The sequence below is a fragment of the Eubacterium ramulus genome (genome assembly GCF_003122485.1).
Taxonomy (GTDB): Bacteria; Bacillota; Clostridia; order Lachnospirales; family Lachnospiraceae; genus Eubacterium_I; species Eubacterium_I ramulus_A.
The window spans coordinates 1-26,401 of record NZ_JRFU01000112.1 but is presented as its reverse complement, the minus strand read 5'-3'; the positions used below and the strand labels follow the sequence as shown (position 1 = coordinate 26,401).

General features: G+C 42.6%; 24 protein-coding genes. 17 read left to right on the top strand and 7 right to left on the bottom strand.

Going from position 1 to position 26,401, the window contains the following annotated elements; all coding sequences use genetic code 11:
* Nucleotides 1-133: 133 nt before the first annotated feature.
* The 7 genes from LG34_RS09970 to LG34_RS09940 all read right to left on the bottom strand — a co-directional run bounded on the left by LG34_RS09970 (nucleotide 134) and on the right by LG34_RS09940 (nucleotide 5,297).
* Entirely contained in the window at nucleotides 134-1,189 is a 1,056-nt protein-coding gene (locus LG34_RS09970; protein ID WP_109215949.1) for a type IV pilus twitching motility protein PilT, read from the bottom strand.
* Nucleotides 1,190-1,300: 111 nt separating this feature from the next.
* Nucleotides 1,301-1,756, bottom strand: a complete 456-nt coding sequence (locus LG34_RS09965; RefSeq protein WP_109215946.1) for a hypothetical protein — start codon at nucleotides 1,754-1,756, stop codon at nucleotides 1,301-1,303.
* Between the two features lie 15 nt (nucleotides 1,757-1,771).
* Nucleotides 1,772-2,221, bottom strand: a complete 450-nt coding sequence (locus LG34_RS09960) for a hypothetical protein (RefSeq protein WP_109215945.1) — start codon at nucleotides 2,219-2,221, stop codon at nucleotides 1,772-1,774.
* A 16-nt stretch (nucleotides 2,222-2,237) separates the two neighbouring features.
* Nucleotides 2,238-2,723, bottom strand: a complete 486-nt coding sequence (locus tag LG34_RS09955; RefSeq protein ID WP_109215944.1) for a DUF4860 domain-containing protein — start codon at nucleotides 2,721-2,723, stop codon at nucleotides 2,238-2,240.
* An 11-nt stretch (nucleotides 2,724-2,734) separates the two neighbouring features.
* Entirely contained in the window at nucleotides 2,735-3,073 is a 339-nt protein-coding gene (locus LG34_RS09950; protein ID WP_109215943.1) for a hypothetical protein, read from the bottom strand.
* A 12-nt stretch (nucleotides 3,074-3,085) separates the two neighbouring features.
* Nucleotides 3,086-4,138 (bottom strand): type II secretion system F family protein, encoded by a 1,053-nt coding sequence (locus tag LG34_RS09945; RefSeq protein ID WP_109215942.1) that lies wholly within the window; start codon nucleotides 4,136-4,138, stop codon nucleotides 3,086-3,088.
* A gap of 166 nt (nucleotides 4,139-4,304) precedes the next feature.
* Nucleotides 4,305-5,297 (bottom strand): transglutaminase-like domain-containing protein, encoded by a 993-nt coding sequence (locus LG34_RS09940; RefSeq protein WP_242979865.1) that lies wholly within the window; start codon nucleotides 5,295-5,297, stop codon nucleotides 4,305-4,307.
* Between the two features lie 239 nt (nucleotides 5,298-5,536).
* Here LG34_RS09940 and LG34_RS09935 point away from each other — a divergent pair, with 239 nt between their 5' ends.
* The 17 genes from LG34_RS09935 to LG34_RS09855 all read left to right on the top strand — a co-directional run bounded on the left by LG34_RS09935 (nucleotide 5,537) and on the right by LG34_RS09855 (nucleotide 26,221).
* On the top strand, nucleotides 5,537-6,784 hold the full coding sequence (locus tag LG34_RS09935) for a BTAD domain-containing putative transcriptional regulator (RefSeq protein ID WP_109215941.1): 1,248 nt from the start codon (nucleotides 5,537-5,539) through the stop codon (nucleotides 6,782-6,784).
* Between the two features lie 94 nt (nucleotides 6,785-6,878).
* Nucleotides 6,879-7,316, top strand: a complete 438-nt coding sequence (locus tag LG34_RS09930; protein ID WP_242979864.1) for a hypothetical protein — start codon at nucleotides 6,879-6,881, stop codon at nucleotides 7,314-7,316.
* Between the two features lie 360 nt (nucleotides 7,317-7,676).
* Nucleotides 7,677-7,889: a hypothetical protein gene (locus tag LG34_RS09925; RefSeq protein ID WP_109215940.1), complete on the top strand. Its 213-nt coding sequence runs from the start codon at nucleotides 7,677-7,679 to the stop codon at nucleotides 7,887-7,889.
* A complete protein-coding gene (locus LG34_RS09920) occupies nucleotides 7,864-12,726 on the top strand; it encodes a SpaA isopeptide-forming pilin-related protein (RefSeq protein WP_181369343.1) in 4,863 nt (1,620 codons plus the stop codon). The genes LG34_RS09925 and LG34_RS09920 overlap by 26 nt, the downstream gene beginning before the upstream one ends.
* A 113-nt stretch (nucleotides 12,727-12,839) precedes the next feature.
* Complete coding sequence (locus LG34_RS09915; protein WP_109215938.1) at nucleotides 12,840-13,631, top strand: isopeptide-forming domain-containing fimbrial protein; 792 nt, start codon at nucleotides 12,840-12,842, stop codon at nucleotides 13,629-13,631.
* An 8-nt stretch (nucleotides 13,632-13,639) separates the two neighbouring features.
* Nucleotides 13,640-14,176, top strand: a complete 537-nt coding sequence (locus LG34_RS09910) for a SpaA isopeptide-forming pilin-related protein (protein WP_109215937.1) — start codon at nucleotides 13,640-13,642, stop codon at nucleotides 14,174-14,176.
* Between the two features lie 114 nt (nucleotides 14,177-14,290).
* Complete coding sequence (locus LG34_RS09905; protein WP_109215936.1) at nucleotides 14,291-15,172, top strand: class C sortase; 882 nt, start codon at nucleotides 14,291-14,293, stop codon at nucleotides 15,170-15,172.
* A complete protein-coding gene (locus LG34_RS09900; RefSeq protein WP_109215935.1) occupies nucleotides 15,169-16,071 on the top strand; it encodes a class C sortase in 903 nt (300 codons plus the stop codon). Before LG34_RS09905 ends, LG34_RS09900 begins: the two co-directional genes overlap by 4 nt.
* A 30-nt stretch (nucleotides 16,072-16,101) precedes the next feature.
* The gene (locus LG34_RS09895; RefSeq protein WP_109215934.1) at nucleotides 16,102-17,103 is read left to right on the top strand and encodes a DUF5979 domain-containing protein; all 1,002 of its coding nucleotides are present in this window, start codon (nucleotides 16,102-16,104) and stop codon (nucleotides 17,101-17,103) included.
* A gap of 14 nt (nucleotides 17,104-17,117) precedes the next feature.
* Nucleotides 17,118-17,627, top strand: a complete 510-nt coding sequence (locus tag LG34_RS09890; RefSeq protein WP_109215933.1) for a hypothetical protein — start codon at nucleotides 17,118-17,120, stop codon at nucleotides 17,625-17,627.
* A 13-nt stretch (nucleotides 17,628-17,640) separates the two neighbouring features.
* Entirely contained in the window at nucleotides 17,641-18,390 is a 750-nt protein-coding gene (locus LG34_RS09885) for a hypothetical protein (protein ID WP_242979863.1), read from the top strand.
* A gap of 14 nt (nucleotides 18,391-18,404) precedes the next feature.
* The gene (locus LG34_RS09880) at nucleotides 18,405-19,205 is read left to right on the top strand and encodes a hypothetical protein (protein WP_109215931.1); all 801 of its coding nucleotides are present in this window, start codon (nucleotides 18,405-18,407) and stop codon (nucleotides 19,203-19,205) included.
* Nucleotide 19,206: 1 nt separating this feature from the next.
* Entirely contained in the window at nucleotides 19,207-20,214 is a 1,008-nt protein-coding gene (locus LG34_RS09875; RefSeq protein WP_109215930.1) for a MucBP domain-containing protein, read from the top strand.
* A gap of 165 nt (nucleotides 20,215-20,379) precedes the next feature.
* Nucleotides 20,380-20,916 carry a signal peptidase I gene (locus tag LG34_RS09870; RefSeq protein ID WP_109215929.1) on the top strand — a complete coding sequence of 179 codons (537 nt, stop codon included), beginning with the start codon at nucleotides 20,380-20,382 and terminating at the stop codon, nucleotides 20,914-20,916.
* 315 nt (nucleotides 20,917-21,231) lie between these two features.
* Nucleotides 21,232-23,388, top strand: a complete 2,157-nt coding sequence (locus LG34_RS09865; RefSeq protein WP_109215928.1) for a PTS transporter subunit IIABC — start codon at nucleotides 21,232-21,234, stop codon at nucleotides 23,386-23,388.
* 111 nt (nucleotides 23,389-23,499) lie between these two features.
* Nucleotides 23,500-25,128, top strand: coding sequence for a phosphoenolpyruvate--protein phosphotransferase (ptsP, locus tag LG34_RS09860; protein WP_109215927.1), 1,629 nt, complete (start codon nucleotides 23,500-23,502; stop codon nucleotides 25,126-25,128).
* A 262-nt stretch (nucleotides 25,129-25,390) separates the two neighbouring features.
* Nucleotides 25,391-26,221 (top strand): PRD domain-containing protein, encoded by an 831-nt coding sequence (locus LG34_RS09855; protein ID WP_109215926.1) that lies wholly within the window; start codon nucleotides 25,391-25,393, stop codon nucleotides 26,219-26,221.
* The last annotated feature ends 180 nt before the right edge of the window (nucleotides 26,222-26,401 follow it).

Here is a 26,401-nt window from a genome sequence, read left to right as displayed (position 1 = left end):
CTACTCACCACTTGCAGAAGTGGGAGTCTCAACTCAGACTGAGATGAAGTTGCCATACATATATGGAAATAATAAAAAATCCCGTACATTACACTTATCAGATCTCTGATACGCTGTAACGTACGGGTATTTTTTACAGTTTTTTCTTTAACATTTCCGGATTGGTTGCATAGGAAAGTGCCGTTTCAGCGGTAACTTTTCCTGATTTTACCAATTGCTGCAGACTGTAATCCATGGAATGCATATCTTCTTTGTTCGCAGAGTAGACCGTTCCGTCAATCTGTGGAATCTTGTTATCACGGATCATATTTCGGATTGCAGGTGTCACTGTCATAACTTCAAAAGCCGGAACCTGTGTGCCGTCTGTCGCTGGAATCAACTGCTGAGAGACAACTGCCTGAAGCACCATGGAAAGCTGAACCACAATCTGGCGCTGCTGGTTCGCAGGAAAAACGTCAATGATACGGTCAATGGTATTGGCAGCACCGATGGTATGCAGTGTGGAAAAAACCAGATGACTGGTTTCCGCTGCTGTCATAGCGACATCGATGGTTTCATAATCACGCATTTCTCCAAGAAGGATAACATCCGGACTCTGGCGAAGGGAAGCGCGCAGGGCATTGACATAGCTTAAGGTGTCAATATTGATCTCACGCTGACTGACAATACTTTTGTCATGGCGATGCAGATATTCGATCGGATCTTCCAGGGTGATGATATGTTTTTCCATTGTGTGGTTGATCTGGTTGACCAGACAGGCAAGGGTGGTTGATTTTCCACTTCCGGCAGGACCGGTGACCAGAACCAGACCTTTGGATAATTTGGAAAAATCCATGACAGAATCAGGGATACCGATATCTTCCGGATGTGGCAGATCAAAGGTAATGACACGGATGACCGCAGAGAGTGCACCACGCTGTTTGTAGGCGCTGACACGGAATCTGGAAAGTCCCGGAACCGCGAAAGAAAAATCATCATCTCCGCGTTTTAACAGGTTGGAAATATCACGGTTTCCGGCTAATTCATAGATTTCTTCGATACAAGCCTGTGTTTCTTTTGGCATCAGTTTTTCTTCATGTTCGCGAAGAATCCGCCCGTTTGCACGATAGGAAGGCGGAAGACCGGCGATGATAAAAATATCCGATGCATGATCGGCAACTGCTTTTTGCAGCAAATCAGTAACTTTCATAATAAACATGCACCTTTCTTTTACTTTGTAATGAATGATGTAATATCTGTATACAAAATAATATCATTCTTGAATTATGTAGTTCTTTTATATAAGACTATATAGCACGATTTATTGATCGCTTCCAATCACAGGAAGTGTTGTCTGTTCTTCCCAGTCAGAAGTAGCTGCTTCTTTCCAGCGAAGAATCCGTCTGGAATGGTTGTCTGGATCTGCCAGAACCGTAACTTCCAACTGTTGACTGTCGGTTACCGGAATCGTGTAATCAATCTGCAGACCATCTGTTTCTTCTGTGACAGTGACATCACTGAGGTTTTGCAGTGCGGCAGCAGCATCTGATTTCTCCAAAGCGGTATCAATCTGTGCCAGACGTGCGGAAGCCTCTGAACTGGCACTGGCATAAGCAGTCTGGTGCGCTGCCAGTTTTTTTGTATAAGACTGGTCTCTCAGTGAACTGGACAGAGAGAGGGCTGCAAAAGTGACCAGACATAAAACGACAAAGATCACCAGCAGATAAGAGGTCCCAATCTGAAAACCCGGTTGGGAAGCGTGTTTTTTCTTTCTCATTGATCGGTCACCTCCTTATTGCGCCGGTTCCGGACAATAATCCGTTTCCATGGAATAAATGACAGAGGCATCATCCGCATCCGAAGCAGAACGTGCGGTAAACGTACCGTGCAGCAGAGCCCCCTGAGGATCTATCCGGATCTGAATCTCATAAGTTGCGTCTGACGAACTGCAAAGCTGCCAGTTTTTATCGTAAAATACGAGATATTCTGCAGAACCGTCTGCATTTTCTGAGACACTGGCATCTTCCGGCAGCAGAGCGGAAAAAGAATCCCCGGCAAGAAATACTTCGGAAAATCCGGATACCTTTTCCAATGCCGTATTCAGTTCCTGTGTCTGACGACTGATCAGATGTGCCCGGACAAAAATCTGCACACAGACCGCTGAGGTCAGACTGAAAAATAAAATTGCAATGATCAGTTCCAGCAAAAACAAGCTGGAACGTTTTGCAGATGTTCCTTTCATAGCATTCTCCTATGCGTTACGGCGTACTTTTGATACTGACATAAGTATCGGAAATACTGCCGTCTTTGTTTGTACAATACAGATGAAACAGTCCGTCCTGAGTTTCATCAAAGGAAAAACAGTCCGATGCGAGAATCTTGCGTCCATCGGAGGCTTTTGCATCGACACCATCCTGAATAAAAAGCTCCCGCAGGTAGCCGTCATATTCATAGAGATAAGTCACATAAGTCTGCTCCGAATAGGTCTGTCGGATCACAATGGCATCCTGCCCGTCAAAAGTTCCTGCATAGACAGCACCATATTCGTCTGCCAGATGAATCTTTTCCATCACATACGACAGCGCCGTGCGACTGGCAAAAGAATCCTCAGAGTCCTGCACCTGACGGCTGTAAGTTCCCGAAGCCAGAACAACCAGCGCGACCGAAGTGGCAGTCAGTACAAAAAAGAGCGCAAGAGGAAACAGAAAATCAATGACATGTTTCCGTTCAGTTCGTTCTCTCATGTTCCTTCCTCCTAACGTTCAATAACTGTAATATCCGGCAGAAGATTGGCTCCGGCAATCTGATAATCTACAAAAAAGGAATCCGTATCATATTGGATTCCGCAGGTGTCTTTCAACTCCTGCAGGGACTGTGGATAGCGCCCTTCTAATGCATAATATTGCGAGACACCGCGCCAGAGTGCGTTTTCCAGACTATTTTTCTGCTCCTGTTTTGCCTGCGCGGACAGATGGGAGATCCCACCGAAAAACAATCCACAGACACATAAAAATATCAGCAGTGACAGACACAGATTCCGCAGGGGATGGGAGCGTCTGCTGTGATAAAATCGTTCATTTTTCCGATGGAACATACCAGACACCTCCTATAATCCGGCCATGATGCCAAGCAGCGGCAGCATGACAGACAGCAGGATAATTCCCACGATCACAGACAGGATAATGACCAGTGTCGGTTCCAGTACGGAGATGAAGGATGTGATACGGTCATTTAACTCATCTTCGCAGCGGTCAGCAATCTGATCCATCACCTCATCCATCCTGCCGGATTTGCCGGCAATGGAAGTCATGCGGGCATAGACACCGGTGAAAACTTTGGATTTAACCAGTGCCACGGAGAGATCTGTACCCTGTTCCATTTCTTCTACACAATTTTTGATCTTTTCACGGAAATATGCATCTTCGATCAGGTTCCGGGAAAACTCCAGTCCGCGTTCCGGTGTCAGACCACTTTTTAATGCAAGTGCCATAGCTCCCGCGAAACGGCAGACAGAAGATTTTTCTGTGATCTCTCTGGAAAAACGAAACGCGTGTCCGAGTTTTCCAAGCTGTTTTCGCCCTCTTTCAGTACGTGTCAGATAAATGCCGGCAATGACGATGGCGACAATCAGAACAACAAATGCCAGCGCATAGCGGGAAAGCCCGTTTCCGACCATTAAAATGCCTCTGGATAAACCGGTCATTTCCGTACCGAGCTGCTGAAATACCTGCTGGAAAACAGGCATTACTTTTGTGATCAGAATCACAATGACAACAAGCATCATAATGATCATGATCAGCGGATAGGTCAGGGAATTACGGATATTTTTACTCAATGTCTCCTCACGGGTGTAGTGGGCAGCCAGAGAATCTATGACGTCGTCTAAGCGACCGGTTTCCTCTCCAATCTCTGTCATATGGATCAGATAAGCCGGAAATACATGGGTCTGTTCCAGGGCATCGGCGAAGGTGTGTCCCTCCAGCATTGACTGATACATGCTGTTGATCAGTTCTTTTTCCAGTTCGTTCTGGGTATCTTCCATCAGAAGCTCCAACCCTTCCAGTGCTGAGATACCTGATTTCAGGATCATCGACATCTCACCGCAGAACGATGCGATCTCCGGATAGGCTAACGATTTTTGCTGCGTCTGCTTTTCCATTCTTTTGTATCCTCCATTTTGATTTCTGCATATGGTTTTTGTATAGGTTCTGATAAGTACAATATTTGAAAAAATAGTGTTTACAAAGCTATTATTTTCAGAGATATTGTTTTCGGTTATGAGCAAGTAGCGAAGCGGATTGCGAATATCCGCTTGACTAGGTAGATTAATAGGTATATTTTGTTACATAATTGCTTCCGTCACCGACGTATTTTTTGACATTGGAAGCACTGTTACTGGCAGCCAGTGTAGGATCCATGATGGACCAGCTTTTTCCGTCAAATTCAATAATATTGTCCACCCATCCAACTTCCGTCACATAGCAGCTGATCCATGCGTGGTAAACGTCACCGGAATAGCCGACATCCAATTTGGTCGGAATCCGTTGAGACCGGAGCATTGCCGACATCAGGGATGCATAGTCGAAACAGATTCCCCTGCCGGAGGAAAGGGTGTCATCCGGAACCGGGATATAACCATAAGGAACCGATGCGGCTTTTTTCTCATCGTAAGTGATATTTTCGATGACATAGTTATAAATATTTGTGATGGCATCCAGATCTGTATTACAACCCTGTGCCAGTTCTTCTCCCTTTTTGACGCAGGCAGAATCAGAATTGAAATTTACATAAAAATTCGGGTATAAAAAGGGGGAAAATTCATCGGAGATCTGAACATCCAGATCCTGTGTAAAAGAAACTGCATACAGATTATCTTCCACCGATACGGATTCCAACAGTGTGATCTTGTAGGTGCCATTTCCGCCGGGAAGGGGATAAACGAAATAATCTTCCGAAGCTGTCACCGGATAGGTGTATTCTGTGCCCTCCGGCAATGTCACCTGAACTTTTACTTTTTCGTTGCTGCCGCTGTAGCGAAGCATCACATAGCCATCGGAAGTGTGGGAGGCATCCAGTGCCACCAGATCGTTTCCATAAGTGACGTCCCCGGAAGCCTGTGCGGTCAGTACCTGTGGCGTTGCATCCCTGGTTCCCTGTGCATCCTGTGTATCTGATTTTTCAGCAGTCGCTGTTTGGGTATTGCCGGAACCACTGTCAGAAGAAGTGCATCCGGCGAAACAAAACAGCGCACAGCAAAGTAGAAAAAGGAGGACGCTGTTTTTGCACAGGTGTCGATATTTTTTGCGATGATATAGCACGAATCCTCCTCCTTCCTGAATAAAATAGTATAAAGTTGTCCTGTTATTATACTGAAAAACATTACCAAAAAAAGTAAAAACAAAAATAGTTGCTATAATGTTAATTAACAATAATTATACCACATTTGAGCATTAAGGAAAAGAGATACAAATCATAGATTTCGATTGACAAATAATCGGGGGACTTTTACAATTATCTTAAGCAAGGGAAAATCGTTATATAGAAACGAGGAAGAAAAATGAATGAAAAATTACCGATATTGAATGTTCACATGCTTGGGGATTTTTCTGTTATGTATGGGAATCAACCAATATCATTTGGAAAGAACACAACCACAAAAGCAATGAAACTTTTACAGATTCTTTTGTATCATGGGGAACAGGGCATTTCCAGAGAAAAACTGCTGAACGCATTGTATGTACGGGAAGAACTGGCAGATGCCTCGAACAACCTTCGTGTTACAGTTCATCGTCTGAAAAAGATCATCGTTGATGCAGGACTTCCGGCAGATGAATATATACACATAAAAAAGGGTATTTACAGCTGGCAGGCACCGATGAGAGTGGAAGTCGATGTGAAACGATTTGTTTCCTTATATAAAGAATCAAAAGAATGCACAGATAAGGAACGTAAAGAAGAACTGTTAACACAGGTCTGCCAGATGTATCACGGAGAATTCCTTCCGGCATTGTCCGGGGAAGAATGGGTGCTTCTGGAAAGTATTCAGTACAAAAAGATCTACAGTGAATCATTAAAGGAACTTTGCGAGAGCCTGATGACAAAAGGTGAATATGAAGAAGTGCTGGCACTGTGCGAATCTGCATGCAGGATGTATCCGTTTGATGAGTGGCAGTCAGTGCGTATTGAATGTTTTATCAGGTTGAAACGTTTTAAAGAAGCGTTAAAAGAGTATGAGGATACAGCAAAGCTTTTCTTTGAAGAACTTGGTATTACACCGTCGGATCGTTTACTGAAACAGTTTGACGAGATGAGTAATCAGATGAATCATACCAATCCGAGGGAAATTAACGAGATTAAGGAACGTCTGAAAGAAGACAGTGACCGCGGCGGCGCTTACTATTGCAGTCTGCCAAGTTTCCGCGACAGCTACCGTCTGGTTTCCAGAATGTTAGAACGAAACGGTCAGTCTGCATATCTGATGCTTTGCAGTATCACAGATGGAAAGGGACATCCGATGGAGAAACCGGAGAAATTGGCAGTGATGGCAGAGGAATTACAAAACTCCATCCAACACAGTCTGCGTCGGGGAGATTCTTTTACGAAATACAGTTCTTCTCAGTATTTGATTCTGCTGACAGGGACAAATAAGGAAAATTGCGAAATGATTTTTGACCGTCTCCGGAAATATTTTTCACGGGAGCATAAAAGCTGGGGAAAAAATCTGGAATATTTTGTGTCCTCTATTGCAGATGTGGAAAATCCGGATTCTCCGATTCAGTTTCAAAAGGATAAAAATGTATGGTAACGGATGAAATATTCCATGACAGTTATCATATAACAATATTTGATGTATGAATACGTTATGAAGTGATGATCAGAGAACTTGGAAGGGGAATGGCATGAATATGGAGCAGAAGCAGTCAATCGCCTGGCATGTGCCAAACCTGCTCAGCATTTGCATCGACAGCGTTGCAGATGGCGAAATGTCAGGAGAGATTTATCATTGTTACAAGAAAGAACCATTAAAATTCAGCAATATCATTCGGATGATCGAAACTGCGGATAAATTTTTTGATCAGATTAAATTTCCACAATCAGCGACACAGATACGTTCCTTTGAAAAAAAAGAACCAACCATGGAAGCTGTACCGGAAAAGGTTTGTATACCCCAGGAAGTGTTGGAAAAACGCGGTGCGAAAGGCACATTTTTACTGAATGTGAAATACCGCCAGAATTCATCCTGGCAGGGCGTGATTCAGTGGGTGGAAGGGGATTTGACATATTCATTTTCTAGTGTGCTGGAGCTGCTGAAGATATTAAGTAATGTGATGCAATAAGTTGTTTTATAAACAGTAGTAATGCGATGATTAATAAAAGCGGATTTTCGACAGATGTCGGGAATCCGCTTTTTACATATTCTTTATACAGACAGAAAAGAAATTTAAAAATACTGATAAAAAATGCCTGAAATATATGATTTTCCTGCAAAAATGAATATAACACATATTGAAATGTAAGATAGACTGAGTCCATGAAAAACATTACAAAATATTACAAAAAAACAAAACATTACAAGAAAAGATAAAAAAGTTAATACACAATGTCGAAAAGTAATGTTTTGTGTAATGGGTGGTAATATACAATGCTAATATACAACAAAGATGATAGATAAGCTGGAAAGATAAGAAGGTACTGACATGAGTAATAGACAGAAAAAGACAGAAACATTTATTATAAAAGTCATGGATCAGCAGAATGCAACCTGGCAGGGCAGTGTTACCTGGGTAGATGAACAGCGAGAGCAGTACTTTCGAAGTACTCTGGAACTGCTAAAACTGATAGATGGTGCATTAGAAAAACGTAATGATGACGAAGAAAACAGCGATGAAGATAAAAGGAGGACGCCATGAAACATACAAAGAAAAACGGCTATTGGCAATCGTGCTTTGCATGATACTGGTGTTAAGTACCGGAATAGCAGCCTTTGCCAATGAAAATGTTGGACTTCAGTCCGTTGCGTGTCAGGCAGCAACGCTGGAGCGAGTAATAAAAAATGCAGAGGGTGAAGATGTTGGAACACTGATTGCGGATATTCCGGAGGGCACATTCCTGGCAAGTTCATCGGATGCAAATATACAGATGGATGTACAGGCAGACGCCGGTGCAGACGGTGTTCTTGACCGTGTACAGCAGCAGCTTGAGACAAACGGTGAAGCAGGTTATACACTGAACAATTATGTGATGGCTGATGTTACATTTTATGTAAACGGTGAAAAACAGGTACCTCAGCAGCCGATCACCTTCACTGTAAAGGGCACAAATCTTGATTCTCAGAAGGCAGTTGCTTTCAGCGATGACAGACAGAATAATCCGACTTTCCCGGATGTGACAGAAGTTACGGCAGAAGATGGAAGCAAGGTATTACAGTTTACGGCTGATATGGACAGTGAGACAAGTGTGTTTGGAGTTACTGAAGCTCTTCAGGACAAAGAATGGTCTACACAGGTTGGAAATGCTACGGTGAAAGTAACAGGAACAGAAGATGCACTTCCAGAAGGGGCACAGCTTACAGTAAGCGAAATTACAGCTGAAAATGAAAAAGAAGCAATCGAGAATGCTGTTATGGAACAGGAAAACGATGATTCAGCAGTAACAAATATTGTTGCGTATGATATCAAATTTATGATGAATGGTCAGGAAGTACAGCCATCATCCCCTGTTCAGGTAAGTGTAGATTCTCCGCAAATTGTTTCTGATCAGGACACATCCGTATATCATGTAGATGAAAACAATTCAGTAGAAGATATGGATGGAAGTGTAGATGCAGACGGAAATATAGTATTTGATGCGCCACATTTTTCAACTTATGTAATTGTTCAGAAAGGTGAAAATGCTGTTAATGTAACAATTCAGCATTACGATGCAACAAAAACTACCGATACAAAGATCTATGCAGATGATGTTCGCAGATTACCTGTAGGCGGAAAGATTAATGATTATACAAAAGCTGATAACTGGACAGTAGATCATGTTGTACAGGTTATTGATGGAACCTCTAAAACATTAACCAATACAGACAAGATTGAAGTTAATAAAGAGTGCACAATTAAAGTGTACTATACTCCGAAAACTACAACAGTAGACGGAGCGACAACGTTTTATGATTATACAGTAAAAGTAAAGGATACGAATTATTCCTTTAATCAGCTGACAAATGGAACAGCAAAAAATAACGGAAAAATCATAGCAGGAGAAAACAAACAGAACTATAGCAGTTATCAGGACTCATTAAAGGTAGGCGGTAAAGAAGTTAATGCATGGACCGGAAAGGGCGGCGGTGTTGTAACCGAATTGCTTCAGGGCTTAGATGCAAACGGAAACGTTGTATTTAATTATGATGAGCCAGGATTCTTTGTTAATCAGGACAAAACTGTTCAGGTAGGAAATGCGAAGAGATACTTAAGAAAGGTTTATACAGATTATAAACTGACTTTTAATCAGACTGGCGATACCTATACATTAAGCTCTGTAAAAGATGGGAATGGAGAAAAACAGACAACTTCGGGCAGTGATTTCTTCCCGCTGGATAATGTAAAAGTTGACTATGAAGGCGCATATACAAAGAAAGAGGATAGCAGTATATCCGGTGGAAATAAGACCCACAATTATTACTTTGGTATGAGATATGATGTGACCTTTAAAGTTGGTGATTATGTAGGACCATTGAACTATAGTTTTACTGGTGATGATGATCTGTGGGTTGTTCTTGATGGAAAACAGGTTGTAATCGATCTTGGTGGAATCCATGATGCTGCTGATAAGACTGTTAATCTGTGGGATTATATTAAAACTGATGAAGATAAACAGCAGGAACATACACTTACCATTCTTTATATGGAGCGTGGTGCCGGTGAATCTAACTGTAAGATGAACTTTACATTACCGTCTGCTCATATTTCAGAAGTTGGTCAGGTCCCAATGGCAGATTTGACATTGAAAAAAGTAAACACAAAAGCTGAGGGATTGGCAAATGCAAGATTTACTTTGGAAAATGACAGTACAAAAGAAAAACAGTCAGCAGTTTCAGGAACAGATGGAACATTATCCTTTACAAAATTAAGAGAGGGTACATATACATTAACAGAGACTGTTGCACCGGATGGATATGTGGCATCTGCTACGACATGGAAAGTAAATGTAACGGTAAACGGGGAAACAGCTACGGCTACTTTGTATCAGGCAGATGGAACGACGGCAGTGACACCTGTGAACGGAGTTTATAATATTCAGAATCAGACCCAGGAAGAACATACGCAGATGATTCTGGATTATGATAAGACAGCACATGTAACTAACTGGGATAACAGAATATACGATATCGATATTACCGCTTCTTCTAAACTGACAAGTCAGACAACAGAAGAAAGTGGCGGTGAAGCAGATGTTATGCTGGTACTGGATACGTCAGGTTCTATGGGAGATGACGGTAAAATGACTGCATTGAAAAATGCAGCAAAACAGTTTGTTACGAATACAGCGACTAAATCTGCTACAAGTAAAATAGGTATCACAGCCTTTAGTTCTTCAGGATATAATAAAGATTATGGAAGTTATAAAGGTAGCCATGGTAAAAGTACAGAGTTACTTACTGTAGGAGATAATCAGACCGAGCTTACCAGTTTTATTGATAACCTGATTGCAAATGGTGGTACGGATCCGGCAGTTGGTTTAAATGAGGCATATTCTAAGCTGAAATCAGCAAAGGAAAATGGAGATACACTTCCGAAATATGTAATCCTCTTTACAGATGGAGAACCAACAGGAGGAGGAAGTACATGGTCTACAACAGCACAAACGAATGCTGAGGCATCCGCTCAGAAATTAAAAGAAATGGGTGTAACTGTTTATACCATTGGCTTTGGACTTAAAGATAAAGCATCAGCATTTTTAGCCGGCGGAGAGTATAAGACGTGGAATTGGAATTATGGTTGGACAACTACTATTTTTCCAGGAATTGCATCTTCAGGTTGTGCAAAGACAGCGGATGATGCAAATAGTCTTCTTGATATTTTTAACAAGATTTCAGAAACTATCACAAATAACCTTGAGATTACAGGGGCAAAAATTGTAGATGCCATTGATCCGAAATTCATCATTCTTGATGATAAGGGTGTTCAGATTACGGAAGAATATCTGACAAGTAAAAATATCGAAAGTGTTACCTTGGCAAATGGGGGAAAAGTATATTACAAAGAAGGAATACAGTACATCGAATGGACAGATCAGACAATTCCGAATAAGAATAATAATGCTGAGTGGCACAAAACCATAACTGTTCAGGCACAAAGGGATTATATTGGTGGAAATAATGTGGCAACCAATATTTCACCAGATTCCAAGATAACAACTTCCTATGGTGAGGGGGTATTGCCACAGCCGAGAGTAAACGTAAAAGCTAAACTGGAACTGAATGATAAGAATGTTACGATTTACAAAGGTGATGATGTTCCTTCAGCAGAAACTGTATTAAATGACATGGTTCAGAATTATGCTAAGAATACTGGCAAGTATGGTGTGGCAACAGACAGCTTTTCTGTGAACTGGTATACAGCAGAAGCATTAGAAAAGAAGTTTGATGCATCTACCAGGATAGAAGACTTGAAAGTGATCGGAACAAAAGTAGAGAATGATACAACATATTATCTGACTGTTACTTATGATGCTGGCGCTCCGACAGATGAGAGTAATGCAAATACTACAGAAAATGGTGAAGTAAAAATTGCAGGTGACAGGACTACACATACTGTAGTAGCAACGTCTGTAAATGATTCGAACAGAACTTATGGGATTTACAATATTCATGTAATTTCCGGAACAATTAAGATTACAAAGAAATTGGTTGATCTATCAAATGAAGATCAGACATTTACATTTGTAGTGAAAAAAGACAGTGAGATAGTAGCAACAGTTCCACTTACGGTAAGAAAAGGTGAGAAAGAAGCAAGCTTTACCGGTGATGTGCTTACAAATCTTCCACGCGGTACTTACACAGTAGAGGAGCAGAACACATCTGGATATGTGCTGAATGAAGCAAAATCTGGAACAGAAACAAACTGTGAAAACTCTGTTATTCCTACTTACGTTGCAAGATTTGTATTGGGAAACAGTAAAGCTACGGAAAATGTAATTAAAAAAGATTATACTTATGATCCTAATGATGGCGGAACAGTCGGACAGGCTGTTTTCACGAATGAAAAAGTGATTACAGACTGGGACATTGTAAAAGTAAGTGCAAGCAGTGATACATTGAAATTAGAAGGTGCTCAATTTACATTAAAAGATTCCAATGGCAATGTAAGATATACAGGAACTTCCAATGCTAATGGAAAAATTGAGTGGAAAGAAAAAGGGGTTGCAGTAAGTACTTTGGCACAGGGCACTTATGAATGCCAGGAGACAAAAGCACCGGCGGGTTATTCTGTGAGTGCAGAAAAATGGACTATTCTGATTGCATCTAATGGATATTTGAAATCAATCAAGAAAGCAGATGGAACAGAGGTTATTGCACAGCCGACAACTTCTGAAGACTCAGTAGTTCATTACTACTACGAAGATAATGCTTTGTACGAACTGCCACATACCGGCGGACCTGGTATTTACTTGTTCACGATCGGCGGAATATTACTCATGGGAGCAGCCGCATGGATCTTATACAAAAACAAGTGCAGGGAGGTGCTGAAAAGATAAAAACAAATTATTTTACTTTTCGGCGGCTCACCGCCGTGACAACAATTTAACTATCTTCCCTGAAGGGGGATAAGATAAACGGGCAATGCCCCGAAAGAAAAGGAGACGACGAGATGAAAAAGATGAAAAAATTCTTCGCAGTGATTTTATCACTGGCAATGGTTCTTGGAATGAGTATCACAGCATTTGCAACGGAAGCTGGAACAGCTACTCAGGCAGCAGGAAAGATTACAGTTGAAGGTCTGACAAAAGAAGATACAACTGTAAAAATTTACAAAGTAGTTTCATGGAATGAAGCACAGAGTAAATGGGAAGCAGAAGCATGGGCAAAAGATCATGTTGATCTTACAAAAGATCCGGTAGACATTGACTGGGATGCTTTAAAGGATGTTGCTACAGATGCTGATTTATATCAGTCAGCTAAAAAAGTTTCTAACGGAACAGCAGAATTTGACAATTTGGGAATCGGAGCATATCTTATTACTGCAAACGGTATTACCACTGAGTACAACGTAATGGGTGATTTTACATATGATTATGACAGCGATAATTTAATGGTACCTGCTCAGAAAACAATCAGTGCAAAAGCATCTGACTATACTGTAGTTAAAACATTTAAAAATGGTGATCCTGATAAATTTGTAAAACTTGGTGATAGCATTCCGTTTGTAATTACAACAACTTTCCCAAGTTATGAAGATGGAACAGATAACAGAACATTTACAATCACAGATACACCAACTGGAATGAAAATCACAGATATTAAAGTTAAAGTTGGAAATGATGATCTTCAGGCGGGAACAGACTATACTTTAGATAAGACTTTACCGTCAACAGAAGCTGTAACAGTAAATTTTGCAACTGATTATATTGGAACTGAGAATACACATGCTGGAAAACTGTAACAGTAGAAGTGACAGCAACAGTAACAGAGGCAGGAAAATATTCCAACGAAGCTACAACAAATAAAGCATCTGATCCATCTAAAGTAGAAGGTGAGACAGGATCTATCACAATCAACAAGGTTGATAAAGGCAATAATGTTCTGAAAGGTGCAGAGTTTAGTGTTGCTCTTGATGGAACAAAACTTGAGTTTGTTGAGGTAGAAACAGGTGTTTACAGATTGGCAACTGCAGATGATGCTGCTGATACAAAAGTAACAAATGTAGTAGCTACAAACGGATCTGTAGTAGTAAAAGGTCTTGACGAAGGAACATACAATATCGTCGAGGAAAAAGCACCGAAGGGTTATTCTGTTGTAGATGTACCTAATCAGACTATTTCCGCAGGACAGAATGCTAATATTACTGTTAAAGTAACTGATACAAAACTTTCTGCACTTCCGCATACCGGTGGTATCGGTACTACAATCTTCACAATCGCAGGTTGTGCAATCATGGTAGCAGCAGCTTTCTTCTTCTTCACAAGCCGCAAGAAAGCAAACAAATAATGAATGATAGTGAACATCAGTAAGTGAGATTTACTGACGGAACAACAGAATCCGGGGCGGCAGCCGCCCCGGATTCATAAAAAAGAGTAATTTACAACAACAAGGAGAGCCCGGATGAAAAAGAAAAGCAGTAAAATAGTAATCATTCTTATATTTTTAGCCGGTTTGTCCTTATTGCTGTACCCACTTGTTGCAAACCAGTGGAACAATCATAGACAAAAGCAGCTCATCAGTAATTACGAAAGTGTTGTAGCTGATAAGGAAGCGGCGGGAAACATTGATTACGCAGCAGAGATGAAAAAAGCGGAAGCCTATAACGATGCATTGCTTCCGAGCATTTTGCCAGATTCCTTTGCCGTGGCAGATGCAAGTACAGAGACAGACAGCAGTTATGAAGACAGTCTGAATATTGCCGGAGACGGGATGATGGGAATTGTAGAAATTCCAAAGATTGCGATCAAGCTTCCGATTTATCATGGAACAGGTGATGAAGTATTACAGAAAGCGGCAGGGCATCTGGAAGGAAGTTCTCTCCCAATCGGTGGCGAGAGCACACATGCAGTTATTTCCGCGCACCGCGGATTGCCGAGCGCATCACTTTTTACCGATCTGGATCAGCTGGAGATCGGAGATCATTTTCTGATCCATGTGCTGGACGAAACCCTTTGTTACGAGGTGGATCAGATCCTGGTAGTAGATCCGGAAGATACATCCGCATTGGCAGTAGAGGATGGCGAAGATCTGGTGACGTTGCTGACTTGTACACCATACGGTGTCAATACGCAGAGATTGATGGTTCGGGGACACAGAGTTCCTTACGAAGAGCAGGCAGTGGCAGATGAGCAGACACCACTCAGTGGCCTCAGCTTACATACGAATTATTTACTTTGGGTAGTGGTAGGAATTGTCATTACCGGAGTATTTATCCTTATATTATTTATCAGAGAGAAAAAACTGCAGAAGAAAGCAGCAAAACAAAAGGAATCTGAAGAATGAGTGAAAAAGAACTGGAAAAAAAGCCTGTAAAGAAAAAAGGCAGATTAGCTCCGATTCTTTTCGGACTGCTGTTTCTGGTTGGATTCGGAATCCTGGCTTATCCAACGATTTCGAATCAGTGGAATACTTACCGGCAAAGCCAGCTGATTAGTAATTATGAGAGCAGCGTAAACAACATGACGCCGGAAGATTATACCGATGAATGGCAGAAAGCAGAAGATTTTAATGCAAATATCACACAGAATAATTTGTATGGAGATGTGTTTGGGGAAGATGACGGAGATCTGAAAAGTACCGATTACTGGAAAGTGTTAAATGTCGGGGATGACGGAGTCATGGGGTATCTGTCCATTCCGAAGATCAATATCAGACTTGCAATTTATCATGGAACCGGTGATGACGTGCTCCAGACCGGAGTCGGACATCTGAATGGAACAAAACTTCCGATCGGTGGTGAGAGCAATCATACCGTACTGGCAGCACACAGAGGATTGCCGAGTGCAAAGCTTTTTACCGATATTGACCAGATAGAAATCGGAGATAAATTTTACATCCATGTGTTAGATCAGGTATTAGCTTATCAGGTAGATCAGATTTTACCGATGGTAGACAAGGATGATCACGAGACATTGGATGATGCAATGAAGATAGAAGACGGTAAGGATCAGGTAACTTTATTTACCTGCACACCATATGGTGTTAATTCCCACCGTTTACTTGTAAGAGGAACCCGCGTAGCGTATAATGGAGAAGAGGAAGCAACCGGATCGGTGGCAGACAGCATGTTACATTCCATCCAGAATTACTACATGTTGTATCTGATCCTTGGAATCGCAGTTACGGTTCTGCTGATTCTCATTATGAAAGTTGTATCAGGAAGAAAACAGCGTAAGAAATAAAGCACAGACTTTAAAGGAGGATACGAGGCGATGATGAAAAGAAAAGTAAAAGCAGGAAGTGCCATTTTCCTGGCTCTGGCAGTGGCATTCTCCGTATTTGTTCTGCCTGGCGTATGGGCGGCAGATGCGATACAGGTTGACAGAAATGACTGCTCCGTGGAATTTTCCGTTGGAAGTGATTATAAAGAGCTGTTGACATCAGACGTGACAATTGATTTATACAAAGTTGCTTCTGTGGATAAATCAGGAACTTATACCGCTGAGCCGGATTTCGAAGGGCTGGATGTCAGTGCACTGGATATCGATGATCAGGCAGGTTCCGCAGCAAAATGGTCAGAGAGAGCAGCAAGCGCAGCACAGAAGGTGACAGAGAAGAAGCTGGATGCAACTGATACCGTTACAACTACAAACGGAATGACAAAATCTGAGGGACTTGAGACAGGACTTTACCTGATTCAGCCGGAAGAAGTTGTAACAGATAATTATACGTATACATTTGCACCGTCACTGGTAGCTTTGCCGAATAACTATTATGGAAACGGCGGCAGTGATACATGGGTTTACAACCTGACCGGAGAAAATGGTATTACCTTAAAACCGGAACAGCATGCAAGATACGGTAAGCTGGTGATCAACAAAACACTGTTACATCAGAATGTGACATCCGGTGACAAAGCAACATTCGTTTTCCAGATTGATATTGAAAATCCGGATGGAACAAAAGAATCAAAAGTAGAGGCATTAGATTTTAAAACCGCAGGATCTGATTCCATTACGATCGAGCATCTGCGGGCAGGCGCAGACGTAACGGTGACAGAGGTTTACAGCGGAGCATCTTACAGTCTGGTATCCGATAATCCTGTTAAGGCAAAGATTACCGCAAACGATGAGTACAGCAGCGCAGATGCACCGACGGCAGAAGTTTCTTTCAAAAATGATACCGATGGTCGTCCAAACGGCGGATACGGCATAGTTAATAACTTCAAATTAAATAAAAATGGTCTGTATGACCATACGAAACCGGCACAGTAAAGGAGGGAAGCCAAATGAGAAAGCTACATAAAAAACCATTGGTTCTGGCAGCTGCAGCGATCGCGTTAACCGGCTCCCTGACCGTGGGAAGTGCGGTGGCATATTTTACCACATATGCAACTGCACAGGGCGGTGTCACCATGAATATGGGATTTACAGAGACAAAACCACATGAGGAAGTTGACGAAAACGGAAAACATGTCACGATTTCCAATGTTGGCGATTATGATTGTTTTGTCAGAGTCAGAGCATTTGCTCCGGTGGAATTAAGCTACAATGCACCGGACGGTGGATGGACAGACGGCGGTGACGGATACTGGTATTACAATGATGTTCTTCAGGCAGGACAGACCACGGAGAAGGAATTGAATATTACTTATAAATTCCCATCCGGGGATCAGAAACCGGAAGAGTTTAACGTAGTAGTTATTCAGGAATGTACACCGATTCTTTATGATGAAGATGGAAACGCATACGCTGACTGGGACAACGTTGTGACAGACAGCAGCAATACACAGGAGTAGGAGGTAAATGAGGATGAAGAAGAAAAAGAAATCATTTCCGAAAGTAACAGTCCTGCTTCTGGCGGCAGCCGCAGTGCTTCTGGTTGGGAGCGGTGTGGGAAGTGCGAGAGCAGCACTGACCTATTACAGTGAGAACTATTCCGTACAGATGAATATGCAGAGTATCGGCGTATCTCTGACAGAGAACGGAGATGTTGTCAGCAGCAGAGATTATGCAGAGCCAGATAAATGGGAAGGTTCCACAGAAGGTACTTTATTAAGCAAGATGCTTGGTGAAAATGAAAAATTCACACCGGGCAAGAAATATGAGGAAGCGATCGGCGTAACAAACAGCGGAAATATCGACACATTTGTACGTGTGATCATTACAAAAAGCTGGCAGGATGCTGATGGAAACAAAAATACAACACTTTCTCCGGATTTGATCGAATTAAATTATCTGACCGATAACGGATGGGCAATCGCAGAAGATCAGTCCACACCGGAGCGGACAGTTCTGTATTACACAAAAGCAGTAGGTGTCGGAGAATCCACACCGGCATTGTCTGATACACTTCGCATCAATCAGAGTATTGCTTCTGAAGTGACAAAGACAGTGAAAGATAACACAATTACTTATAGTTACCAATATGACGGTTATACATTCCATGTGGATGCGGAGGTTGATGCAGTTCAGACACACAACGCAAAAGATGCGATCAAGAGTGCCTGGGGTGTGGATGTGAACGTGTCAGAGGATGAGACCGAGATCAGTCTGCAGTAAGGAGGTACAGAAGAATGAAAAAGAAAATTTTGTGCCTGGTGCTGACACTTGTTATGACAGTAGGGGCAGCGACAACTGCATTTGCAAAAGATTATCAGGGTGCTGACGGATGGAATGTAACCTTTGACGGCAGCAAGATGAACAGTAATTTTCAGGATTCCGATGTGACCGACGGGATGGCAAACATCCAGCCGGGTGACAGCATCGAGCTGAAAGTACAGGTAACCAATTCTGACAGTGGCAAGACAGACTGGTATATGACCAACGAAGTCATTCAGACGCTGGAAGATGCACAGGCGACAGCAGAAGGCGGCGGATATACTTATCGTCTGACTTATGTGGGAGCCGACAATACAGAAAACGTGTTATACGACAGTACAACCGTTGGTGGTGAGGGCAATTCCAAGTCCGGGGAAGGTCTCAAACAGGTGGATAATTCCACACAGGAATACTTCTATCTTGGCAGACTGGCATCCGGAGAAAGCGGAATGGTACATCTGACAGTTGGTGTTGATGGCGAGACACAGGGTAACGGCTATCAGCTGACACTGGCAAAACTCCGTATGAATTTTGCAACGGAAAAGGTGACAGAGGCAACAACCACCGTTAAAGAGAACAAAGTAGAGAAGAAGGTTCCGGGCAAGAATAATGTCGTAACGACAACCAAGCGGGTAAAAACAGGTGACACGAATCTGATGCTCAGATATTGTGCACTGGCTCTGGTTTGCGGAATTGTCTGCCTGATTCTTGCAATCTTCTCCATGAACAAAAAGAAGAAAGAAGCAAAGGCATACAGAAAGAAAGGAGAGAAATAATATGTTCAAATGGAAAAAAATGTTAATCTCTCTCCTGAGTGTATCTGTGATCGCGGCAGCGCCGGCAACAACCGCTCTGGCAACTCAGCCGGGAAATGCATATACTTACAAAGTAACTTTATCCGCAGGAAATAAGGGCAGCATCAGCGGTCAGGAGAAGATCGAAGTGCAGGATCTGAATGCAGGCGATGATGTTTCTTTTGATCTGAGCCAGATTCAGGTGACAGATGAGAAATATTATGTAAAAGGTATCCGTCTCAGCGGTCGTGACAATGCAGAAGCTCTGGCGGCACCGGCATTTAACGTGGACGGTGATGCAGATTATGTCGTAGCATACGGCATCAAAGGCAATCAGGTAGCCTATACGGTTCAGTATCAGGATGAAGATGGCAACACACTGGCAGAAAGCCAGACCTTTTATGGAAATGTCGGTGACAAACCAGTCGTTGCTTACCGTTATATTGAAAATTTTATTCCGCAGGCACTGGCACTGACCAAAACCCTGAGTGAAAATGAAGCAGACAATGTGTTTACCTTTACTTACGCACCGGGTGAGACCAATCGGGTGGTAGAGACAACCACAACGATTACAACCGTTGTACCGGGAAATACTGTTTACAATACAGTGACGGTTCCGGCAGGTACGGTAGCAGGTGGAACAACGACCGGTGGCACCAATGCGGCAGGTGGAAATGCAAATGGAACAACGACCGGTGGTACCAACGTGACAGGTGGAAATGCAAATGAAACAACGACACCGGGCGGAACTACAGATGCCAATGGCGGACAGGATGCAGATCAGGATAATACTGTAGAGAATACGGACGAGCAGACACCGCAGGGACTGGTAGACCTGGATGATGAAGATACACCTACCGGAAATATCGATGCAGGAAAGTCGGAATCTGTGAAAACAATGAATTTCAGTATTGCGATCATTGTGGCAGTTGCAGTAGCAATTGTGGCTCTTTTAGTAGCACTGAGACGTCGCAGCAAAGAAACAAAATAAAAAATATGTGAATCATGATTGATGGCATAGAATGAGGCTCCCCAGAGTGAAAACTCTGGGGAGTTTTTGGGTAGAATTTGAAGTAGTAAATATGATGGAAATCAGTTATAATAAATGCAATGAAAACAGGAATTTAAATGATATAAAATCAAAGGAGAATAAAGGGTGAGTAGAGAAACACGAAAGAAAAAAAATCCAATTGCGACATTATGCAGCGTAATAGGAACGGTTTTGCTAATAATAGTAGTCGCAGCATGCATTCCGTTGACACTTCCCAAAGCCATGGGCTATCAGCTCTATACGGTAGTCAGTGGCAGTATGGAACCAGCGATTCCGGTAGGAAGCTTAGTATATATCAAATATGTGGAACCAAAGGAAATCATTGAAGGCGATGTGATTGCATTTTACGGATCAGATGCGGAGGGTTCGATCATCACGCATCGTGTGGTTTCAAACAGTTCTGCCATGGGTGAATTTATCACGAAAGGTGATGCCAACGAAGAAAATGATATGAATCCCGTGACCTATAATCAGTACATGGGCAAGATGGTACGTTCCATTCCAAAAATCGGAGGTATTGTGCAGACAATCACAGGCGGTTCCGGAAAAGCAGCTGTGGGATGTGTGATTGGCTTAGCAATTGTATTGGAAATCATTGCAGCTGTGCTGAACCGACGATTGGAAGATGACGAGGAAGAATAATAAAGCCAAAAGCTGATTACAAAGAAATACCACTTGGAGAAAATGCTTTGTATGAAAAAAGAAGCAAAAAGAATACATGTATTAGATTGACATTAATTTGTCAATATGATATAAATGAATCATACATGGTGTGTTACTGATTACGCAGGCATTAACCGTGCATAGATATTTTTTTGATATTTATGTAGGGTTAGTGCCTTTTTTTGTTGCCCGGGAAAATAGAGACGAAAGAAGAAAACTGCCAGCTATGTGAATTCAAAAAATGGGTACACTATAACAAATAATGTCTATTATGGAGAAAGAGTGAGGAGAACTATGAAAGACAAAATTTTTGGAATTTTGCAGAGGGTTGGACGATCCTTCATGCTGCCGATCGCAATTTTGCCGGTAGCCGGTCTGCTGCTTGGAATCGGTGGATCTTTTACAAATGAAACAATGCTGGAAACTTACGGTCTGCTTGGTGTTATGGGACCGGGAACCGTACTGAATCAGATTTTGCAGGTTATGAATGCCGCAGGTAACATTATTTTCACGAACCTGCCGATCATATTTGCCATGGGCGTAGCAATTGGTATGGCAAAGAAGGAAAAAGAAGTAGCTGCACTGGCAGCGGTTATTGCATTTTTTATCATGCATGCCTCTATCGGAGCACTGATCAGCATCAAAGGCGGCGCTGAGACAATGTTATCCGGTTCTGTCACAGATGTATGTGGTATCACATCCTTACAGATGGGTGTATTTGGCGGTATCATCGTTGGACTTGGCGTTGCTGCTTTGCACAACCGTTTTTACAAAATTGAGCTTCCGCAGGTGTTATCTTTCTTTGGCGGAACCCGTTTTGTACCGATCATTTCCGGTATCGTATTTGTTGGCGTCGGAATCCTGATGTTCTTTGTATGGCCGCTGATCCAGTCCGGTATTTACGCACTTGGTGATCTGGTACTGAGATCCGGTTACGCAGGTACATGGGTATATGGTTTCCTTGAGCGTTTACTGCTTCCGTTTGGTCTGCATCACGTATTTTACCTGCCATTCTGGCAGACAGGCGTGGGCGGAACACTGGAAGTTGGTGGAAAACTCATCGAAGGCGCACAGAACATTTTCTTTGCACAGTTATCCGATCCGACCGTGGATCACTTTGCAGTATCTGCAACCAGATTTATGTCCGGTAAATTCCCGCTTATGATCTTTGGTCTGCCGGGAGCAGCACTTGCAATGTACCGCACTGCAAAACCGGAAAAAAGAAAAGCGGTCGGTGGTCTGTTACTTTCCGCAGCACTGACTTCCATGCTGACAGGTATCACAGAGCCGTTAGAGTTTACATTCCTGTTTGTAGCTCCGCTGCTGTATGGTATTCACTGTGTATTTGCAGGTCTGGCATACATGCTGATGCATATTTGTAACGTTGGTGTCGGAATGACATTCTCCGGTGGATTTATTGATCTGTTCCTGTTTGGTATCTTACAGGGTAACAAGAAAACAAGCTGGGTATGGGTAGTGATCATCGGTGTGATTTACTTCGTTGTATACTACTTCCTGTTCAGCTTCCTGATCGAAAAATTAAACCTGAAAACACCTGGTCGTGACGATACGGAAGAAGTAAAACTGTATACAAGAGCAGATGTCAATGCAAGAAAAGAAGGCGAAAACGGTGCAGCAGGGGATGATCCTGTTTCTGAAGGAATCCTGCAGGGACTTGGCGGAAAGAAAAATATTTCTGACGTAGACTGCTGTGCAACCAGACTTCGTTGTACCGTATTCAAACCGGAGTTAGTAAACGATGCGATCCTGAAAGCAACCGGAGCATCCGGCGTGGTTCACAAAGGAAACGGTGTTCAGATCATTTACGGACCGAAAGTAACCGTAATCAAATCAAATTTTGAAGATTATCTGGAAAAAGCTCCGAATGAGGAGATTAACACAAATGAGACAGCTTCTGATTCCGCAGATGCAGCTCAGACAGAGAATGCAGCAGAGGCACAGGAGTCAAAAGAAGTTGTAAAAGAAACCATTATCGTATCCAGCCCGATCACAGGTATCGCTGCAGATTTGGCAACTGCACCGGATGATGCTTTTGCTGGAAGAATGATGGGTGACGGAGCCGTGGTTACTCCGACTGCAGCAACCATCGTGGCACCGGAAGACGGACAGGTCATCTTCGTATTTGATACAAAACATGCCATCGGATTTTTGACAGACAGCGGTTTATCCATGCTGCTTCACATCGGTATTGATACTGTAAATCTGGAAGGCAAAGGTTTCACCTGTTTTGTAGAAAACGGACAGAGCGTGAAAAAGGGTGACAAGATGCTGGAAATCGACATTGAGTATCTGACCGCAAATGCACCGTCCTTATGCTCTCCGATTCTGTGTACAGAATTAGAGGATAACCAGAAAGTCAGACTGCTGGCAGAGGGCGAAGTAAAAGCTGGCGAGCCGTTATTTGCAGTAGACGTATACGAAGAAGCGTAAAGAAAATAAATGCAGCTCAGGGATTGGAAAAAGAAACCTGAGCTGTCAGATAAAAAGAAGATTGAAACAACAAAGTAAGAAACGAATAATCATAAGGAGAAGGAGAGCAGTATGGCGCAGGAATACAAAGGAAAATCCGTATATAAAGGAATTGTCTTAGGACCGATCGCAGTATTTAAGAAAAATGATGTACAGGTAAAACGGGAAAAAATCACAGATACAGAGAGCGAGATCGCCCGTATGCAGGAAGCAGTATCTGCTTCTCAGGAGCAGCTTCAGAAACTGTATGACAAGGCAGTGAAAGAAGTTGGAGAAGCCAGTGCAGCGATTTTTGAAGTACATCAGATGATGCTGGAGGATGAAGATTATCAGGATGCGATCTGCAATATGATCCGCAATGAGATGGTAAATGCAGAATATGCAGTTGCTGTTACCGGAGATAATTTTGCGGAAATGTTTGCAAGCATGGATGATGATTATATGCAGGCACGTTCAGCCGATGTCAGAGATATTTCCAACCGCCTGGTGCAGAACTTATCCGGAAATGCACCGGTGGATATGAACGACATGGAGCCGTCCATTATTGTAGCAGATGATCTGTCCCCAAGTGAGACGGTTCAGATGGATAAAGACAAGATTCTTGGTTTTGTAACGGTACACGGATCTACAAACTCACATACTGCAATCCTTGCCCGGATGATGAATATTCCGGCGCTGATCGGTGTGCCGATGGATCTGGATGCAATGCAGAATGGTATGCAGGCAGTGGTCGATGGATTTGAGGGGATGTTTATTGTGGAGCCGTCAGAGAAAGTATGCGAGCAGACAAAAGCACGCATGGCAGAAGAAGCGGAAAAACAGCAGCTTCTGCAGCAGATGAAAGGACAGGAAACTGTTACAAAAGATGGAAAACACGTCCATCTGTATGCAAATATCGGAAGTGTTTCCGATATCGCGAGTGTGCTGGATAATGATGCAGAAGGTGTCGGTCTGTTCCGAAGCGAATTTCTGTATCTTGGAAAAACAGATTTTCCGACAGAGGAAGAACAGTTTGCAGCTTACAAACAGGCGTTACAGCTGATGGCAGGCAAAAAAGTGATCATCCGTACCCTTGACATTGGTGCGGACAAACAGGTAGATTATTTTAACCTTGGTGAAGAAGAAAATCCGGCAATGGGCTACCGTGCGATCCGTATTTGTCTGAAGCAGCCAGAGATTTTCAAAACACAGCTTCGCGCATTGCTTCGTGCCGCTGTATACGGAAATCTGTCTGTGATGTATCCAATGATCACATCCACCGAAGAAGTGGAGCAGATTTTTGCTGTTGTAGAGGAAGTGCGGGCAGAATTAGAAGCAGCGGAGATCCCTTATAAAATGCCGGAACAGGGTGTGATGATCGAGACACCGGCAGCAGTTATGATCAGTGATGAACTGGCGCAGATGGTTGATTTCTTCAGTATCGGAACCAATGATCTGACACAGTATACGCTGGCAATCGACCGTCAGAATGCAAAACTGGATGATTTTTACAATGCACATCACAAAGCGATTTTACGCATGATTCGTATGGTTGTGGAAAACGCACACAAATACGGAAAATGGGCAGGCATCTGTGGCGAGCTTGGCGCAGATCTGGAACTGACCGATGCATTTATGGAAATGGGTGTGGATGAGCTTTCTGTGGCACCGTCCATGGTTTTGAAAGTTCGCAAAAATATCCGTGAATATGCAGAAATATAAATATTGACGAAAGAAATGCGGGCAGCAGCAGGTTCGGAGAGGATTTGTTGCTGTCCGTTTTGTCAATATAATTGTAAATATGGTACTGTAAAAATGAAGCGTGCTTGTATAGAACGTTGATTCATAACAATATTTTACAGCATAAGATTGCTTTTTATTGCTTTTTTAGAGGGTGAATTCTGTTTTGTGGGTTTGAAAATATGGGGTTCTATGCTAGAATAATACTATTACAAACTATTTTGTGGGAGAAGGAAGTAAAAACATGTATCGCATATGTAAGGTATTGAATCATAATGGGGTAATTGCCCTTGATATGAATGACAGTAAAGAATATGTGCTTTTAGGAAAAGGTGTCGGATTTGGGAAAAAGCCCGGTGAGCGTTTTGAACAGCCGGTGGATTGTACCGTATATTCCCTGCAGGAGACTTCTTCAAGGGGAGATGCTGCTGATCTGATCAAGACGATCCAGCCGGAATATTTTCAGATGACAAACCGGATTCTAAACGAGGCAGAGCGTCATTTTGGAAAAATTGACCGCAGCATTCTGTTTCCGATGGCAGACCATATCGCGTTTGCGGTGCAGCGTTTGCAAAAAGGAGAGCAGATCTCCAATCCTTTGACGGAAGATATCAAAACATTGTTTCATTCGGAATTTAAAGTGGCGTCTCTCATACGACCGATTCTGAAAGAAGAGAAACAGATTGATATTGATGATGACGAGATTGGTTATGTGGCATTACACATTCATTCTGCACTGGAAAAAGAATCTGTTTCGGTGTCCATGCAGATGGCGCGGGCGGTGCGCGATTGTGTATCCATGATCGAGGAACAGCGCGGTATTCATATCAATGTGATGTCTTTAAGCTATAACCGTCTGATGAATCATGTGAAATATATGGTTGCCCGTGTGTTAAAAGGGGAGTCCCTGAAAGTCAATATGAATGATTATGTACAGCATAATTTTCCAGAGTCATATGAGCTGGCAACGACTGTCTGTGATCATCTGAGCCATGCGCTTCGTAAACCTCTGGAAGAACTGGAGATCGGATATCTGGCAATGCATATTGAGCGAGTAAGTCAGGATGATGAATAGTGTTCGCTTGTAAAAATGATCGAAAATATGTGATTTTTGGAAAAGCGGACAAATATAGGAAAAACGGATGAATACAAAAATGCGGGTTGATGTAAGTGCATCGTCCCGCATTTTTTGCAATATACCAGTTCGATTTATCTCAGTCGAGAAGACTCCCACTTCTGCAAGTGGTGAGTAATA

What these genes read in the sequence shown, in the direction of transcription:
- LG34_RS09970 (WP_109215949.1), bottom strand. Translation starts at nt 1,189, where the DNA reads ATGAAAGTTACTGATTTGCTGCAAAAAGCAGTTGCCGATCATGCATCG.
- LG34_RS09965 (WP_109215946.1), bottom strand. Translation starts at nt 1,756, where the DNA reads ATGAGAAAGAAAAAACACGCTTCCCAACCGGGTTTTCAGATTGGGACC.
- LG34_RS09960 (WP_109215945.1), bottom strand. Translation starts at nt 2,221, where the DNA reads ATGAAAGGAACATCTGCAAAACGTTCCAGCTTGTTTTTGCTGGAACTG.
- LG34_RS09955 (WP_109215944.1), bottom strand. Translation starts at nt 2,723, where the DNA reads ATGAGAGAACGAACTGAACGGAAACATGTCATTGATTTTCTGTTTCCT.
- LG34_RS09950 (WP_109215943.1), bottom strand. Translation starts at nt 3,073, where the DNA reads ATGTTCCATCGGAAAAATGAACGATTTTATCACAGCAGACGCTCCCAT.
- LG34_RS09945 (WP_109215942.1), bottom strand. Translation starts at nt 4,138, where the DNA reads ATGGAAAAGCAGACGCAGCAAAAATCGTTAGCCTATCCGGAGATCGCA.
- LG34_RS09935 (WP_109215941.1), top strand. Translation starts at nt 5,537, where the DNA reads ATGAATGAAAAATTACCGATATTGAATGTTCACATGCTTGGGGATTTT.
- LG34_RS09930 (WP_242979864.1), top strand. Translation starts at nt 6,879, where the DNA reads ATGAATATGGAGCAGAAGCAGTCAATCGCCTGGCATGTGCCAAACCTG.
- LG34_RS09925 (WP_109215940.1), top strand. Translation starts at nt 7,677, where the DNA reads ATGAGTAATAGACAGAAAAAGACAGAAACATTTATTATAAAAGTCATG.
- LG34_RS09920 (WP_181369343.1), top strand. Translation starts at nt 7,864, where the DNA reads ATGAAGATAAAAGGAGGACGCCATGAAACATACAAAGAAAAACGGCTA.
- LG34_RS09915 (WP_109215938.1), top strand. Translation starts at nt 12,840, where the DNA reads ATGAAAAAGATGAAAAAATTCTTCGCAGTGATTTTATCACTGGCAATG.
- LG34_RS09905 (WP_109215936.1), top strand. Translation starts at nt 14,291, where the DNA reads ATGAAAAAGAAAAGCAGTAAAATAGTAATCATTCTTATATTTTTAGCC.
- LG34_RS09900 (WP_109215935.1), top strand. Translation starts at nt 15,169, where the DNA reads ATGAGTGAAAAAGAACTGGAAAAAAAGCCTGTAAAGAAAAAAGGCAGA.
- LG34_RS09895 (WP_109215934.1), top strand. Translation starts at nt 16,102, where the DNA reads ATGATGAAAAGAAAAGTAAAAGCAGGAAGTGCCATTTTCCTGGCTCTG.
- LG34_RS09890 (WP_109215933.1), top strand. Translation starts at nt 17,118, where the DNA reads ATGAGAAAGCTACATAAAAAACCATTGGTTCTGGCAGCTGCAGCGATC.
- LG34_RS09885 (WP_242979863.1), top strand. Translation starts at nt 17,641, where the DNA reads ATGAAGAAGAAAAAGAAATCATTTCCGAAAGTAACAGTCCTGCTTCTG.
- LG34_RS09880 (WP_109215931.1), top strand. Translation starts at nt 18,405, where the DNA reads ATGAAAAAGAAAATTTTGTGCCTGGTGCTGACACTTGTTATGACAGTA.
- LG34_RS09875 (WP_109215930.1), top strand. Translation starts at nt 19,207, where the DNA reads ATGTTCAAATGGAAAAAAATGTTAATCTCTCTCCTGAGTGTATCTGTG.
- LG34_RS09865 (WP_109215928.1), top strand. Translation starts at nt 21,232, where the DNA reads ATGAAAGACAAAATTTTTGGAATTTTGCAGAGGGTTGGACGATCCTTC.
- ptsP (WP_109215927.1), top strand. Translation starts at nt 23,500, where the DNA reads ATGGCGCAGGAATACAAAGGAAAATCCGTATATAAAGGAATTGTCTTA.
- LG34_RS09855 (WP_109215926.1), top strand. Translation starts at nt 25,391, where the DNA reads ATGTATCGCATATGTAAGGTATTGAATCATAATGGGGTAATTGCCCTT.